This window comes from Streptomyces sp. NPDC014006, from assembly GCF_043088925.1.
GTDB lineage: Bacteria > Actinomycetota > Actinomycetes > Streptomycetales > Streptomycetaceae > Streptomyces.
In genome coordinates this window covers 525,629-539,779 of the sequence record NZ_JBICAJ010000006.1, presented here as the reverse complement: position 1 = coordinate 539,779, position 14,151 = coordinate 525,629, and the positions used below count along the sequence as shown (strand labels likewise).

Sequence of the window (14,151 nt, the reverse complement as noted above, 5' to 3'; positions counted from 1 at the left end):
CCCTTGGCGTGCTGCTTTTCGACGGCGCGTTCCGAGCCGGCGTGCGTCGCTTCCTCGATACGGCGCTGCAGATCCGCGAGCTTGCCCGCGGTCGTGTGAAGGTCGATCTCTTCCGGCTCGGACATCGGGATCGCGGCTCCCTGCCTGCTCAAAAGGGGGGACGGTTACTCATCCGTAGCGTAGTGCTGCCCCCCACGGTCGGCAGTGCGGCGTTTCCCACACCTAGGGTGGCTTGCATGACGCCGCGAGATGCATCAGACGACAGCCGCTGGTCCGACCTCGACCGCCCGCCCCTCAGCGCCGCGGCGCTGAGGCGCGCGCTGGTGCGCGAGGGAAGCCTGTGGTCGGACCTGGAGGTCGTGCAGCGCACCGGCTCCACCAACTCCGACCTGGTCGCCCGCGCGGAGGCGGGCAAGGCGGCCGAGGGCGCGATCCTCGTCGCCGAGGAGCAGACGGCCGCCCGCGGCCGCCTGGACCGGCAGTGGACGGCTCCTGCGCGCTCGGGCCTGTTCTTCTCGGTCCTGCTGCGGCCGATCGACGTCCCGGTCGCCCGCTGGGGCTGGATCCCGCTGCTGACCGGGGTCGCGGTGGCCACCGGCCTGTCCCGGGCGGCAGGCGTCGACACGGCCCTGAAGTGGCCGAACGACCTCCTCGTCACCGTCGGCGGCGAGGAACGCAAGGCCGGCGGCATCCTCGCCGAGCGGGCCGGGGAGGGCGGCGTGGTCGTCGGCGTGGGCATCAACGTCACGCTCAAGGCGGAGGAACTCCCCGTACCGCAGGCGGGGTCGCTGGCGCTGGCCGGAGCGGTGAGCACGGACCGTGACCCGCTGCTGCGGGGGGTCCTGCGGGCACTGGAGGACTGGTACGGCCGCTGGCGCGACGCGGAGGGCGACCCGTCGGCGTGCGGCCTGCAGGAGACGTACGCGGCGGGCTGCGCGACGCTGGGGCGGACGGTCCGCGCGGAGCTGCCGGGGGATCGGTCCCTGGTGGGCGAGGCGGTGGCGGTCGACGGTGACGGCCGCCTGGTGCTGGCAACGGAGAACGGGGTGCAGGAGCCGGTCGGAGCGGGCGACATCGTCCACTTGCGCCCGGCGTGAGTGTGGGTTGGGCTGAGTCGAAGCAGACATGCCCCCTGCGGTCGGCCACATCGACGCCGGGTGACACGCAACGCCCTCACCTCACCCCCGGCCCTCAAGGAGTGAGTGAGCTGGCGCACACCTGCCGTAAAGTTGGAGGCCGGTCGATACCTGACCTCGGCAGATCGGAAGGGCAGCAGGCGTGACCGTCGACGACTCGGGCTCCGGGCCCGATGCCACCGACTCCGGCGAGGACCCCCTCGCGCTGCGCCTGGAACAGCTGATCCTCGGCGCCGAGCGGCGCTACACCCCGTTTCAGGCGGCCCGCAGCGCCGGTGTCTCCATGGAGCTGGCGTCCCGCTTCTGGCGGGCCATGGGCTTCGCCGACATCGGCCAGGCGAAGGCGCTCACGGAGGCCGACGTGCTGGCCCTGCGCCGGCTGGCCGGCCTGGTCGAGGCGGGCCTGCTCAGCGAGGCGATGGCGGTGCAGGTGGCCCGATCGACGGGCCAGACCACCGCCCGGTTGGCGGAATGGCAGATCGACTCCTTCCTGGAGGGTCTGACCGAGCCGCCCGAGCCCGGCATGACCCGCACCGAGGTCACGTATCCGCTGGTCGAGCTGTTGCTGCCGGAGCTGGAGGAGTTCCTCGTCTACGTCTGGCGCCGCCAGCTCGCCGCCGCGACCGGCCGGGTCGTCCAGGCGGCGGACGACGAGGAGATGGTGGACCGCCGCCTCGCGGTGGGCTTCGCGGACCTGGTCGGGTTCACGCGGCTGACCCGCCGTATGGAGGAAGAGGAGCTCGGCGAGCTGGTCGAGGCGTTCGAGACGACGGCCGCCGACCTGGTGGCCGCGCGCGGCGGTCGGCTGATCAAGACCCTCGGCGACGAGGTGCTGTTCGCGGCGGACGACGCGGGCACGGCGGCCGAGATCGGGCAGCGGCTGATCGAGACGATGGCGAACGACGAGACGATGCCGGAGCTGCGGGTCGGCATGGCGTTCGGCACGGTGACCACCCGTATGGGCGATGTCTTCGGTACGACCGTCAACCTGGCGTCCCGGCTGACCTCGATAGCGCCGCGGGACGCCGTCCTCGTCGACAGCGCCTTCGCGGAGGAGCTGATCCGCACCGGGGAGGCGCCCGCCTCGGAGGCGGAGGCGGCCGAGCGGGCGGCGGCCGCCGAGAAGGAGGGCGAGGACCCGCCGACGTACCGCTTCGCGCTGCAGCCGATGTACCAGCGCCCGGTGCGCGGACTCGGTGTGGTCGCACCCTGGCTGCTCGGCCGGCGCGACGACGGCAGGGCGTAGCAGCTCACCCGAGGAGCCCCGACCCCAGGCACACGGCGATGATCGGCAGGCACAGCCCCGGGCCGGGCTCGTCGGGATGGGCCGGCGGCGGAGTCGGCGCGGTGGAGTGGGACGGGCTCGGCGCGGGCGAGCGGGGTGGCGGGGCCGGTGCCGGCGTGGACGCCGGCGGGTCGGCGGGCGGCGCGGACGTCCGCCCGGAGCCGGGCACCCCGGTGGCGGACGGCTGCGTGACCGGGACGGAGTACGACGGGACGGCCACGGCCGACGGGCCGCGCCCGGCGGCTGTGGTGGCCGAGGCCGTGGCGATCGGTGCGGCGCTCGCCCCGCCCATGACGTCCGCGGCGGAGGGGCCGGGCCGCGGGGTGGCCGAGACGGTGGCTGCGGTGTCGGCCGACCGCTCGGTGACGGTACGGCGGCCCGTGTCGTGGTCGGCGCGGGGGCCGGTCTGCGCGGTACCGAGGCCGGGGACGCCGGACTCGGGGGCCAGCCGTACGAGACTCAGCGCACCGGCGGCCAGGGCGAGACCACCGACCGCGAGCAGCACCCGGCGGTGGCGGGGGCGGCGGTGCCGGCCGCCGACGGTGTCGTGCGCCTGCTGTTCCTCAGTCTCCGTCGGTGTCTCTGTCGGTATCTCCGTCATCGCGGCGTTCCCCCTTCTGCGGTTGCGCCCCCGATGCGCCGTGGCGGACGCACGGTATGCGCTCCCTCGGACGGAGGACACGGATTTGGGCGGGATGTCACTCGAACGGGTAATCGGTGGGCCTCGGTGGTTCGTGCGACCCGGGTCCGGCCCTTTCCCGGACCGGCCCGGCCTGCGATGATCGGGCCGTTGTCTTCTGTTAACCCGCGTTAACCGGGAGGGTGTCATGAGCGAGGAGCGGTTCGGGGAGTTCGTGCTGGTGCGGCGGCACGGTGACGAGGGTGCCCGGCATGTCGCGGAGCTCGCCCTCGACCGGCCCAAGGCCATGAACGCGGTCTCCACCGAGATGGCCCGCTCGATCGCCGCCGCCTGTGAGGCCCTGGGCGCCGACCGGGACGTACGCGTGGTGGTGGTGACGTCGACGCACGAGCGGGCGTTCTGCGTGGGCGCCGACCTGAAGGAGCGCAACTCCTTCTCCGACGCCGATCTGGTACGGCAGCGTCCGGTGGCGCGCGGTGCGTACACCGGGGTGCTGGAACTGCCGGTGCCGACGATCGCGGCCCTGCACGGGTTCGCGCTCGGCGGCGGCTTCGAGCTGGCGCTGTCCTGTGACCTGATCGTGGCCGACCGCACGGCCGTGGTGGGGCTGCCGGAGGTGTCGGTCGGCGTCATTCCGGGCGGCGGCGGCACCCAGCTGCTGCCGCGGCGGGTGGGCGCGGCCAAGGCCGCCGAGCTGATCTTCACGGCCCGTCGGGTGGAGGCCGCGGAGGCGGCCGAGCTGGGGCTCGTGGACCAGCTGGTCGACGCCGGGCAGGACCGCGCGGAGGCGCTGACGCTGGCCGCGCGCATCGCCGGGAACTCCCCGGTGGGGCTGCGCGCGGCCAAGCGGGCCCTGCGCCTGGGGCACGGACTGGATCTGCGGGCCGGCCTGGAGGTCGAGGACGCGGCCTGGCGCTCCGTCGCGTTCTCCGGCGACCGGGCGGAGGGCGTGGCGGCCTTCAACGAAAAGCGCAAGCCACAATGGCCGGGAGAGTGAGGGCGGGAGCCTGTGTGCCGAGGGTGACTGCAGCATCGTCAGGGGCGCGGGGAACTGCGCGACCAGCCACAGGCGCCCCGCACCCCGAACCGAGACGCCCCCACACCGGAGGGTCCGGGGGCGCAGCCCCCATGTACGGTCACACACAGCCAACCCGCACCACACACACCTGTTCGCCCCATTAACGCACCGATTCAGCCGAAACCTCCCTAGCCTGGAGCAATGGGTGAGGACAGGCGCCTGACCGCCGTGGTGGCCCTGGCACAGGGGATGGCCGCGGCACACAGCCCGCGGGAGTCGTGGCGCGCGGCAGCGCTCGGGGGCTGCCGCGCGCTGGCCGGGAGTTTCGCCGCGCTGTCGGTGTGGGAGCGGGACCTCGGTCGGCTGCGGGTCCTGGTGAACGTCGGGGACCGGGCTCCGGAGGAAGAGGAGTTCCCGGTGGACGAGACGTACCCCGTCCACCAGTTCCCGGAGATCACCGAGTTCCTGCACGAGCGCTGGGCGTCGGGCGGCGAGCCCAACGCCTGGGTGGAGACCGCCGAGGGGCCGACCGCGGGCCACGCCGGCTACTGCCACCAGCGGGTTGCAGCCCTGCGCCGCCGGGGCCGCGGGAGCTGTGTGGTCGCGCCGATCGTCATGCACGGCCGCGCCTGGGGCGAGCTCTACGTCGCGCGCAGGGCGGGCTCAGCCGTCTTCGACCGGGGCGACGCGGACTTCGCGACCGTGCTGGCCTCTGTGGCCGCCGCAGGCCTGGCGCAGACGGAGCGGCTGCAGGAGGCGCGCCGGCTGGCCTTCACGGACGCGCTGACCGGTCTGGCGAACCGCCGTGCCGTGGACGCCCGCCTGGACGAGGCGATCGAGCGGCACCGCAGGGAGGGCGCGGTGGTCAGCCTGGTGGTGTGCGACGTCAACGGGCTCAAGCACGTCAACGACACCCTCGGCCACGCGGTGGGCGACCGCCTGCTGGAACGGTTCGGCTCGGTGCTCTCACTGTGCGGGGCCATGCTGCCGGGGGCGCTGGCCGCCCGGCTCGGCGGGGACGAGTTCTGCCTGCTGGCCGTCGGCCCGCCCGCCCAGGACGTGGTGAAGGTCGCCGACGAGCTGTGCCGAAGAGCCGCCGAGCTGGAACTGGGGGAGGGCGTGGCCTGCGGCGTCGCCTCCACCGAGAAGCCGATCGGCCCGCTGCACTCGGCCCGTCGCCTGTTCCGTCTCGCGGACGCCGCCCAGTACCGTGCCAAGGCCGAACGCTCCACCCGTCCGGTGGTGGCCGGCCAGCAGGGCCCCGACGACCCGGTGATCCGACTGGCGGACCAGCCCACGACGGAAGCGGCCGGCGAGCGCCGCGCCTTCCGGGGCCGCCTGTAGGAAGTGCCCTCGGATCGCCCGTGGGAAGTGCCCTCGGTAAGGGGCGGAACCCCGACCCACTGGTGACATCTTCATCTTCAGTGCGTACGCTCCTGAATATGAGTATGCACACTGTGGTGGTGGGGACGTCCGGGGTCACCGCGTCCGACGTTCTCGCGGTGGCCCGTGACGGCGCCCGCATCGAGCTCTCCGATGAGGCGGTGGCCGCCCTCGCCGCGGCCCGCGGGATCGTGGACGCGCTGGCGGCCAAGCCCGACCCCGTCTACGGCGTCTCCACCGGATTCGGCGCCCTGGCCTCCCGCCACATCAGCCACGAGCTGCGCACCCAGCTCCAGCGCAACATCGTCCGCTCCCACGCCGCCGGCATGGGACCGCGGGTCGAGCGGGAGGTCGTCCGGGCCCTGATGTTCCTGCGGCTGAAGACCGTCTGCTCGGGCCACACCGGTGTCCGCCCCGAGGTCGCGCAGACCATGGCGGACATCCTCAACGCCGGGATCACCCCCGTCGTTCACGAGTACGGCTCCCTCGGCTGCTCCGGCGACCTCGCCCCGCTGTCCCACTGCGCCCTGACGCTGATGGGCGAGGGTGACGCCGAGGGCCCGGACGGCGTCGTGGCGCCCGCCGGCGAGCTGCTCGCCGCGCACGGCATCGCCCCCGTCGAGCTGCGCGAGAAGGAGGGCCTGGCGCTCCTCAACGGCACCGACGGCATGCTCGGCATGCTGGTCATGGCGCTCGCCGACCTGGACCGGCTGTACAAGTCCGCCGACGTCACCGCGGCCCTGTCGCTGGAGGCCCTGCTCGGCACCGAGAAGGTGCTCGCACCCGAGCTGCACGCCATCCGGCCGCATCCGGGGCAGGGCGCCAGCGCCGCCAACATGCTCGCCGTCCTCAAGGGTTCCGGCCTGACCGGACACCACCAGGACGACGCGCCCCGCGTGCAGGACGCCTACTCGGTGCGCTGCGCCCCGCAGGTCGCGGGTGCCGGCCGGGACACCCTCGCGCACGCGCGCCTGGTCGCCGAGCGGGAACTGGCCTCCGCCGTCGACAACCCCGTGGTGCTGCCCGACGGCCGGGTCGAGTCCAACGGCAACTTCCACGGCGCCCCGGTCGCCTACGTGCTGGACTTCCTCGCCATCGCCGCCGCCGACCTCGCCTCCATCGCCGAGCGGCGCACCGACCGGCTGCTCGACAAGAACCGCAGCCATGGGCTGCCGCCGTTCCTCGCCGACGACGCCGGCGTGGACTCCGGGCTGATGATCGCGCAGTACACGCAGGCCGCCCTGGTCAGCGAGATGAAGCGGCTCGCCGTACCGGCCTCCGCCGACTCCATCCCCTCCTCCGCCATGCAGGAGGACCACGTGTCCATGGGCTGGTCGGCCGCGCGCAAGCTGCGCACCGCCGTCGGCAACCTCACGCGCGTGATCGCCGTCGAGCTGTACGCGGCGACGCGGGCGATCGAGCTGCGGGAGGGTCTGACACCCGCGCCCGCCTCGCAGGCCGTCATCGACGCCGTACGGGCCGCCGGGGTGGAGGGGCCGGGCCCGGACCGGTTCCTGGCACCCGACCTGGCCGCGGCGGACGCGTTCGTGCGCGACGGGCGGCTGGTCGCGGCGGTGGAGTCCGTCACCGGAGCGCTGCAGTAGCGAGCCTTCGCCGACGGGGCCCTGTCGCACTCCCGGTGCGGCAGGGCCCCGGTGCGTCCGGCGGCGGCCGGACGTCCGCCGCGGCTCAGAAGCCGAGGCGTTCCCGGCGTACCGAGTACACGACGAAGCCGGCGCCGAGGGAGAGGAAGACGCTGCCGCCGACGACGTACGGCGTGGTGTCGGGGCTGCCGGTGTCGGCGAGTTGGGGGCCGGAGAGCCCCGAGCCGTCCACGGCGGAGGCGTCCGTTGCACTGGTCGCCGCCCGGGCCTGTGTCGTCGTCGTGTCCTGTTCTCTCGCCGGAGTCTCGGACGACGCGTTGGCGGACGGGACGAACCACAGGGCGCCCAGAAGGGTCGCCGCGGCGGTGGCGGTCAGCAACGAGCGGCGGGCGGATGACACGGACTATCGATCCCCTTGTGGCGCTGGCGAATTGGCCGGCGAATTGGCCGCGCGGGCCAATGCTTGGGGCGATGCTAATGAAAGGCGCGGGTCGCGGGAAAGTTGTGGGAGCGAGGAGCCTTACGCTCCCGGCATGACCACTGAAGAGACATCACGTTTTGTGCGGCTTCGCGTGGAACTCGTGCTGGAGGTCGACGACGAGCAGGCCGTGACCGCCGCGGCGCTGCGGCGCCTGGCCCGGGACCCGGAGATGCCGGAGTCGGAGCGCACGCAGGCCGAGGGGGCTGTGACGGAAGACACCGCCGAGGCACTGGCCTATCTCGTCGACCCGTTCGACCTGGTCAGCGAGGTGCCGGGGGTGGAGCTGCAGCAGGCGTCCTGGTCCAGTGAGCGGATCGACTACGACCCGGACTCGCCTGACTGGGACCTGGACGAGGATGATGGCGACGAGGACGAGGACGACGAGGAGCACACCGGCTGAGGCCGCACAGGGGAGTGCCATGACCCCGGGCGGCAACCGCCGTCCGGGGTTTCTTCGTCCCAGGGGGCGTATGACCGATGTCCGCACCGCCGGCCTGCCCGGCTGACGTGGTGTGTCCCACACATCCGAGGAATGTGGAACGGGGCGAACCGGTCGTAGCGTTGAACGTTCTTACGGGGACACTCGGTTTTCGGGATTCGGCAACGATGGAGAAGCGTGTGATGACGGAGGGTAAGCGGCGCAACGGCCTGATGGCCGCGTCCGCACTGCTCGGCGGGGTGCTGGTGCTCACCGGCTGTTCCGGCGGCGACAAGACGTCCGCCGATCACGGCGGCACCGACGCCTCGGCCAAGGTCGACGAGGCGGCAGCCCAGAAGTCGTCCGAGGCGCAGATCACGATCACACCGAAGGACGGCTCGGACAACGCCTCCATCAACAACTCCGCGACCGTCGCGGTGAGCAAGGGCACGCTCACGCGCGTGACGATGACGTCCACCGACGGCAAGCAGGTCGCCGGCGAGCTGTCCGCGGACAAGACGAGCTGGAAGCCGAGCGTCCAGCTGCAGCGGTCGACGACCTACAAGGTGGCGGCGGAGGCCACCGACAAGGACGGCCGGGTCGCGCACGAGAACGCCTCCTTCACCACCGTCTCCCCGGCCAACAGCTTCATAGCCAACTTCACGCCGGAGGACGGCGCCACGGTCGGCGTCGGCATGCCGGTGTCGATCAACTTCAACAAGGCGATCACCAACAAGGCGGCCGTCCAGAAGGGCGTCAAGGTCACCTCCAGCAGCGGCCAGGACGTCGCCTGCCACTGGTTCAACGCCAACCGCATGGACTGCCGCCCCGAGCAGTACTGGCAGGGCGGCTCCACCGTCACCCTCAAGCTCGCCCTGGACGGCGTCGAGGGCGCGCCCGGAGTCATGGGCGTGCAGCAGAAGACGATCTCCTTCCACATCGGCCGCAACCAGGTCTCCTACGTCGACGCGAAGACCAAGCAGATGAAGGTCACGCAGGACGGCAAGGTCATCAAGACCATCCCGATCTCCTCCGGCGCGCCCGATCACAAGACGTACGAGGGTCAGATGGTGATCTCCGAGAAGTTCAAGGAGACCCGGATGAACGGCGCGACGGTCGGCTTCACCGACGACGACGGCAAGGGCGAGTACGACATCAAGGACGTGCCGCACGCCATGCGCCTGTCGAACTCCGGCACCTTCATCCACGGCAACTACTGGGGCGCGAAGTCCATCTTCGGCTCGGTCAACACCAGCCACGGCTGCGTCGGCCTGTCCGACACGAAGGGCGCGAACGACCCGTCGACCCCGGCCGCGTGGTTCTACACCCACTCGCTCGTCGGTGACGTCGTCGTCGTCCAGAACACCGGCGACAAGACGGTCGCCCCGGACAACGGCCTCAACGGCTGGAACATGAGCTGGTCCGAGTGGAAGGCCGGCTCGGCGCTCTGAGCCCCGCCCGACGCGCCACATAGGCGGCCGTCCCCCGGAGAAACCTGGGGGACGGCCGCCTTTGTGCTCCCGTACGCTGCCGCGCATGATCCGCCTGGAACGCCTCCGCCCCGACCACGCGGACGCGCTGCTGTCCTTCGAACGCGCCAACCGCGCCTACTTCGCCCGCACGATCCCCGACCGCGGCGACGCGTACTTCACCTACTTCCCGGCCCGCCACGCGGCGCTCCTGGCCGAACAGGAGGCGGGCATCTGCCACTTCCACGTGATCCTCGACGCCGAGGGAACCCTCGCCGGCCGCATCAACCTGCTGGACGCGGACGCGGGCACCGCCGAACTCGGCTACCGCGTCGGCGAACGCTTCACGGGCCGCGGGGTGGCGAAGGCGGCGGTACGCCAGGTGTGCCGCCTGGCGACCGACGCGTACGGCCTGTCGACCCTGACGGCCCGGACCACCCTGGACAACGCGGCGTCCATGGCGGTCCTGACCGGGACGGGCTTCACGACGGTGGGGGAAACGGTCATCGGCGGACGGCCAGGGCTGCGCTACGCACGCCGGCTCACCTGACGCACGCGATGGCCGTTGAGCGTGGACCTCAGGTCCGCCGCGCTGCCTGGGAGTCGGGACTTCAGACCTCGTCCTCGCGCAACCGGGCGCTTCGCGGCGGCGGCAAGTCCACGCTGCTGCAGACGCTCGGCGGACTGGACTTGCCGACCTCCGGCGACGTCGTCCTCGACGGTGTCGATCTGGCCAAGTTGCCGGAGGCCCGCCTCACCCGGGTGCGCAGCGAGACCATCGGTTTCGTCTTCCAGTCCTTCAACCTCATCTCCACGCTGACCGCGCAGGAGAACGTCGAGACCGCCCTCGTACCCCTCGGGGTGAAGGCGAGGGAACGGCGTGAGCGGGCCGCCGAGGCGCTCGCCTCCGTGGGGCTCGGGGAGCGGCTCGGGCATCTGCCGGGCGAGATGTCCGGCGGCCGGCAGCAGCGCGTGGCGATCGCCCGGGCGCTGGTCAAGCGGCCGAAGGTGCTGCTCGCGGACGAGCCCACCGGCGACCTCGACGAGAGCATGCGCGACGAGGTGACGGACGTGCTGGAGCGCATGTGGAAGGAGCACGGACTGACCTTCGTGATGGTCACTCACGACTCCGCCCTCGCACGGAAAGCACCCCGTGTCGCGACCCTCCGCAAGGGGCGGATCACCGTGACGGAAAACGTCAACTCATGACGTAGGGCCCCATTGAGGCACTGATCACCCCTCGGCATACTGCGTCCCCCGGGGGGTTGACGTGCAGACGCACGAGACTGCCCCCGGCCGGGTGACAGGGGAAATCGCCCGGTTCCAGCAAGGGGGAGTTTTGCGCACACAAGTGAAAAGAGCGGGCGCGGCCGGTGTCGCCGCCGCGGCCGCTGTGGCGCTCGCCGCGGGTATGACCAGCCCGGCGGCGGCCGCCCGGCCCGAGCAGCGCGCGACCGGCGCTGCCCAGGTCCAGCCGTCCCTCAAGGCCAAGCACCGCATCACCCTCATCACCGGTGACCGCGTCGCCGTCGACGCCAAGGGCCGCGTCGTCGGCCTGGAGCGGGCCGAGGGCCGCGAGAACGTACCCGTCCAGATCCGCACCGTCCACGGGCACACCGTCGTGCTGCCCGCCGACGCCGCCCGCATGGTCGCCACCGGCGTGGTCGACCAACGGCTGTTCGACATCACCGAGCTGACCAGGTCGGCCACCCTGAAAGCCCAGAAGAACGGGCTGAAGGTCATCGTCGGCTACCGGGGCGCCGCCGCCACCGCCCGCGCGGAGGTACGCCAGGCCGGCACCCTGCGCCGCACCCTGACGTCCCTCGACGCCGACGCCGTGCAGACCCCGCAGACCGGTGCGCCCGCACTGTGGGACGCGGTCACCAACGGCGACCGCACCGCCTCCGGTATCGCGCACGTCTGGCTCGACGGCGTCCGCACGGCCAGCCTCGACACGTCGGTGCCGCAAATCGGCGCACCGGCGGCGTGGGCCGCCGGATACACCGGCAAGGGTGTGAAGATCGCCGTCCTGGACACGGGCGTCGACGCCTCCCACCCCGATCTCAAGAGCCAGGTCGTCGCGGCGAAGAACTTCTCCGCCGCCAAGGACGCCACCGACCACTTCGGCCACGGCACGCATGTCGCGTCCATCGCCGCCGGCACCGGCGCCAAGTCCAAGGGCACGTTCAAGGGCGTCGCACCCGGCGCGCGCATCCTCAACGGCAAGGTCCTCGACGACAACGGCTCTGGTGACGACTCCGGCATCCTCGCCGGCATGGAGTGGGCAGCCCAGCAGGGCGCCGACGTCGTCAACCTCAGCCTCGGCGGCTACGACACGCCCGACATCGACCCGCTCGAGGCCGAGGTCGACAAGCTGTCCGCCGACAAGGGCATCCTGTTCGCGATCGCCGCGGGCAACGAGGGCCCGGAGTCCGTCGGTTCGCCGGGCAGCGCGGACGCCGCGCTCACCGTCGGCGCCGTCGACGGCAAGGACAAGCTCGCCGACTTCTCCTCCACCGGTCCGCGCGTCGGCGACGGCGCCATCAAGCCGGACGTGACCGCGCCGGGCGTCGACATCACCGCCGCCGCGGCCAAGGGCAGCGTCATCGACCGGGAGGTCGGCGAGAACCCGGCCGGCTACCTGACCATCTCGGGTACGTCGATGGCGACCCCGCACGTCGCGGGCGCCGCCGCGCTGCTGAAGCAGGAGCACCCCGACTGGGGGTACGCCGAGCTCAAGGGCGCGCTGACCGGTTCCGCCAAGGGTGGCGCGTACACGCCGTTCCAGCAGGGCAGCGGCCGTATCGCCGTGGACCGGGCCATCAAGCAGGCCGTCGTCGCCGACCCGGTGTCGGTGAGCTTCGGCACCCAGTCCTGGCCGCACACCGACGACAAGCCGGTCACCAAGCAGCTGACGTACCGCAACCTCGGCAAGAGCGACGTCACGCTGAAGCTGACCGCGTCCGCCACCGACCCCAAGGGCAAGGCGGCACCGGCCGGCTTCTTCCGGCTCGGCGCGGGCAGCGTCACCGTCCCCGCCGGCGGCAAGGTGTCGGTGCCTCTCACCGTCGACACCAAGCTGGGCGGCACCCTCGACGGTGCCTACTCGGCGTACGTGACCGCGAGCGGCGGCGGTCAGAACGTGCGGACCGCAGCGGCCGTACAGCGCGAGATCGAGTCGTACGACGTCACGGTCAGGCACATCGGCCGGGACGGCAAGCCGACCGCCGGCTACCTCACCGACCTGTTCGGCTACACCGGCCTGGCCCAGGGCCGGCACTACCAGTCCCCGGTCGTCGCCTCCGGCACCACCACGCTGCGCGTGCCCAAGGGCACCTACCTGCTGGACGCCTGGATCGCCAAGGACTTCAGCGAGTTCAAGGGCGGCATCGACTGGCTGGTCCAGCCCAAGCTGGACGTCACGAAGAACCTGACGGTCACGCTCGACGCCCGCGCCGCCAAGCAGGCGGACATCACCGTCCCCGACCGTACGGCCAAGCCGCTGTCCGCGACGATCGACTACGCCTACGACGCCGCCGGTGTCCTCGCCGGGTTCAGCCAGACATCCTTCGCCGGCGTGCGGATGGCCGCGCTCGGCCCGGACGTCACCGGTCTCACGCAGACCTGGAGCGGCCAGTGGGCCAAGGGCGCCACGGCCGAGTACGACGTGGCCACCAGCGCGAAGGTCAAGCGCGTCCAGGGCGGCAAGGTCCGCCACTTCACGGCCCGCGAACTCACCACCGTACGGGCCGGACTCGGTGCATCCGCCCCCGGCAAGACCGGCGGTCTGACCGCGCTCGGCTTCCTGGCCGACGGCGTCGCCGTCGGGGCGCCGGTGCCGCAGAAGCTGCCGGGCACCCGGACGCTGTACCTGTCGACGGCCGACAAGATCCAGTGGACGTTCGACTTCGAGCAGTACGCGGGCAAGGACGCCGACGGCCTCCCGGTCGTGGACGCCGCCTACAGCCTCGGCAACCCGCAGACCCTCGCCGCGGGCAAGGCGTACGCGAGGACCTTCAACACCGCGGTCTTCGCCCCGCACGTCGACGCCGATTACGGCGTCTTCCGCGAGGGCGACACCCTCTACGGCATGCTGCCGCTGTTCGCCGACGGCAGCGCGCACGCCGGGTCGTCGGCCGTCACCAAGGCGACGACCACGCTGTACCGCAACGGCAAGAAGGTCGGCTCCAGCCAGGACCCGCTCACCGGTGACGGCGAGTTCACGGTCCCGGCGGGCGACGCGGCGTACCGGCTGTCCACGTCGGTGAGCCGCAGCGCCAAGGTCGCGGGCGTGTCCACGCGGATCGACGCGAGCTGGACCTTCCGCTCCGCGAAGCCGGCGCCGGACCAGCAGGCCAGGCTGCCCGTCTCCACGGTCCGCTTCAACGCGGCGACGACGCTGGACGGCAAGGTCGCCGCGGGACGCACGGCCACCTTCCCGGTCGTGGTGGAGGGCGCGGCCGCCGGCCGCAACCTGAAGTCCCTGACCGTGTGGGCGTCCTACGACGGCGGCAAGACCTGGAAGAAGGTCCAGGTGAAGAAGGGCAAGGTCACCCTGAGGAACCCGGCGGCGGGCAAGTCCGTCTCCTTCCGCGCCGCCGTCAGCGACAAGAAGGGCGACACGGCGACGATCACGGTCCTCAACGCGTACTACGGCAAGTGAAACGCGTACCTAGGCAAGTGATCCGGGTGCGCTGAACGCCGGTTGCCGAACACG

12 protein-coding genes are annotated in these 14,151 nt (G+C 72.1%); 10 read left to right on the top strand and 2 right to left on the bottom strand.

Features of this window, described 5'->3' with window-relative positions; genetic code table 11:
- The first annotated feature begins 236 nt into the window (after positions 1–236).
- Together ACF1GV_RS23380 and ACF1GV_RS23375 are read left to right on the top strand one after the other, a co-directional pair.
- The gene (locus tag ACF1GV_RS23380; protein ID WP_363267516.1) at positions 237–1,097 is read left to right on the top strand and encodes a biotin--[acetyl-CoA-carboxylase] ligase; all 861 of its coding nucleotides are present in this window, start codon (positions 237–239) and stop codon (positions 1,095–1,097) included.
- 181 nt (positions 1,098–1,278) lie between these two features.
- A complete protein-coding gene (locus ACF1GV_RS23375) occupies positions 1,279–2,382 on the top strand; it encodes an adenylate/guanylate cyclase domain-containing protein (protein WP_363267515.1) in 1,104 nt (367 codons plus the stop codon).
- Positions 2,383–2,386: 4 nt separating this feature from the next.
- Here the strand turns inward: ACF1GV_RS23375 and ACF1GV_RS23370 are convergent, their stop codons facing one another.
- Positions 2,387–3,022: a hypothetical protein gene (locus ACF1GV_RS23370; RefSeq protein ID WP_391684000.1), complete on the bottom strand. Its 636-nt coding sequence runs from the start codon at positions 3,020–3,022 to the stop codon at positions 2,387–2,389.
- A gap of 226 nt (positions 3,023–3,248) precedes the next feature.
- On the opposite strand from ACF1GV_RS23370, the gene ACF1GV_RS23365 reads away from it, so the two are divergent.
- From ACF1GV_RS23365 to hutH, 3 genes are all read left to right on the top strand, one after another.
- On the top strand, positions 3,249–4,058 hold the full coding sequence (locus ACF1GV_RS23365) for an enoyl-CoA hydratase/isomerase family protein (RefSeq protein WP_391683998.1): 810 nt from the start codon (positions 3,249–3,251) through the stop codon (positions 4,056–4,058).
- A gap of 222 nt (positions 4,059–4,280) precedes the next feature.
- Positions 4,281–5,423, top strand: coding sequence for a diguanylate cyclase domain-containing protein (locus tag ACF1GV_RS23360; RefSeq protein ID WP_391683995.1), 1,143 nt, complete (start codon positions 4,281–4,283; stop codon positions 5,421–5,423).
- A 104-nt stretch (positions 5,424–5,527) separates the two neighbouring features.
- Positions 5,528–7,066 (top strand): histidine ammonia-lyase, encoded by a 1,539-nt coding sequence (gene hutH, locus ACF1GV_RS23355; protein WP_391684063.1) that lies wholly within the window; start codon positions 5,528–5,530, stop codon positions 7,064–7,066.
- A gap of 85 nt (positions 7,067–7,151) precedes the next feature.
- Here the strand turns inward: hutH and ACF1GV_RS23350 are convergent, their stop codons facing one another.
- Positions 7,152–7,466: an LAETG motif-containing sortase-dependent surface protein gene (locus ACF1GV_RS23350; protein WP_391683992.1), complete on the bottom strand. Its 315-nt coding sequence runs from the start codon at positions 7,464–7,466 to the stop codon at positions 7,152–7,154.
- 133 nt (positions 7,467–7,599) lie between these two features.
- Between ACF1GV_RS23350 and ACF1GV_RS23345 the strand changes: the two genes are divergently transcribed.
- The 5 genes from ACF1GV_RS23345 to ACF1GV_RS23325 all read left to right on the top strand — a co-directional run bounded on the left by ACF1GV_RS23345 (position 7,600) and on the right by ACF1GV_RS23325 (position 14,097).
- The gene (locus ACF1GV_RS23345) at positions 7,600–7,947 is read left to right on the top strand and encodes a hypothetical protein (RefSeq protein ID WP_391683989.1); all 348 of its coding nucleotides are present in this window, start codon (positions 7,600–7,602) and stop codon (positions 7,945–7,947) included.
- Positions 7,948–8,168: 221 nt separating this feature from the next.
- Positions 8,169–9,416, top strand: a complete 1,248-nt coding sequence (locus ACF1GV_RS23340; protein WP_391683987.1) for an Ig-like domain-containing protein — start codon at positions 8,169–8,171, stop codon at positions 9,414–9,416.
- Positions 9,417–9,501: 85 nt separating this feature from the next.
- The gene (locus ACF1GV_RS23335; RefSeq protein WP_391683984.1) at positions 9,502–9,984 is read left to right on the top strand and encodes a GNAT family N-acetyltransferase; all 483 of its coding nucleotides are present in this window, start codon (positions 9,502–9,504) and stop codon (positions 9,982–9,984) included.
- An 8-nt stretch (positions 9,985–9,992) separates the two neighbouring features.
- Positions 9,993–10,643, top strand: coding sequence for an ABC transporter ATP-binding protein (locus tag ACF1GV_RS23330; protein WP_391683982.1), 651 nt, complete (start codon positions 9,993–9,995; stop codon positions 10,641–10,643).
- Positions 10,644–10,773: 130 nt separating this feature from the next.
- Entirely contained in the window at positions 10,774–14,097 is a 3,324-nt protein-coding gene (locus ACF1GV_RS23325) for a S8 family serine peptidase (protein WP_391683979.1), read from the top strand.
- The last annotated feature ends 54 nt before the right edge of the window (positions 14,098–14,151 follow it).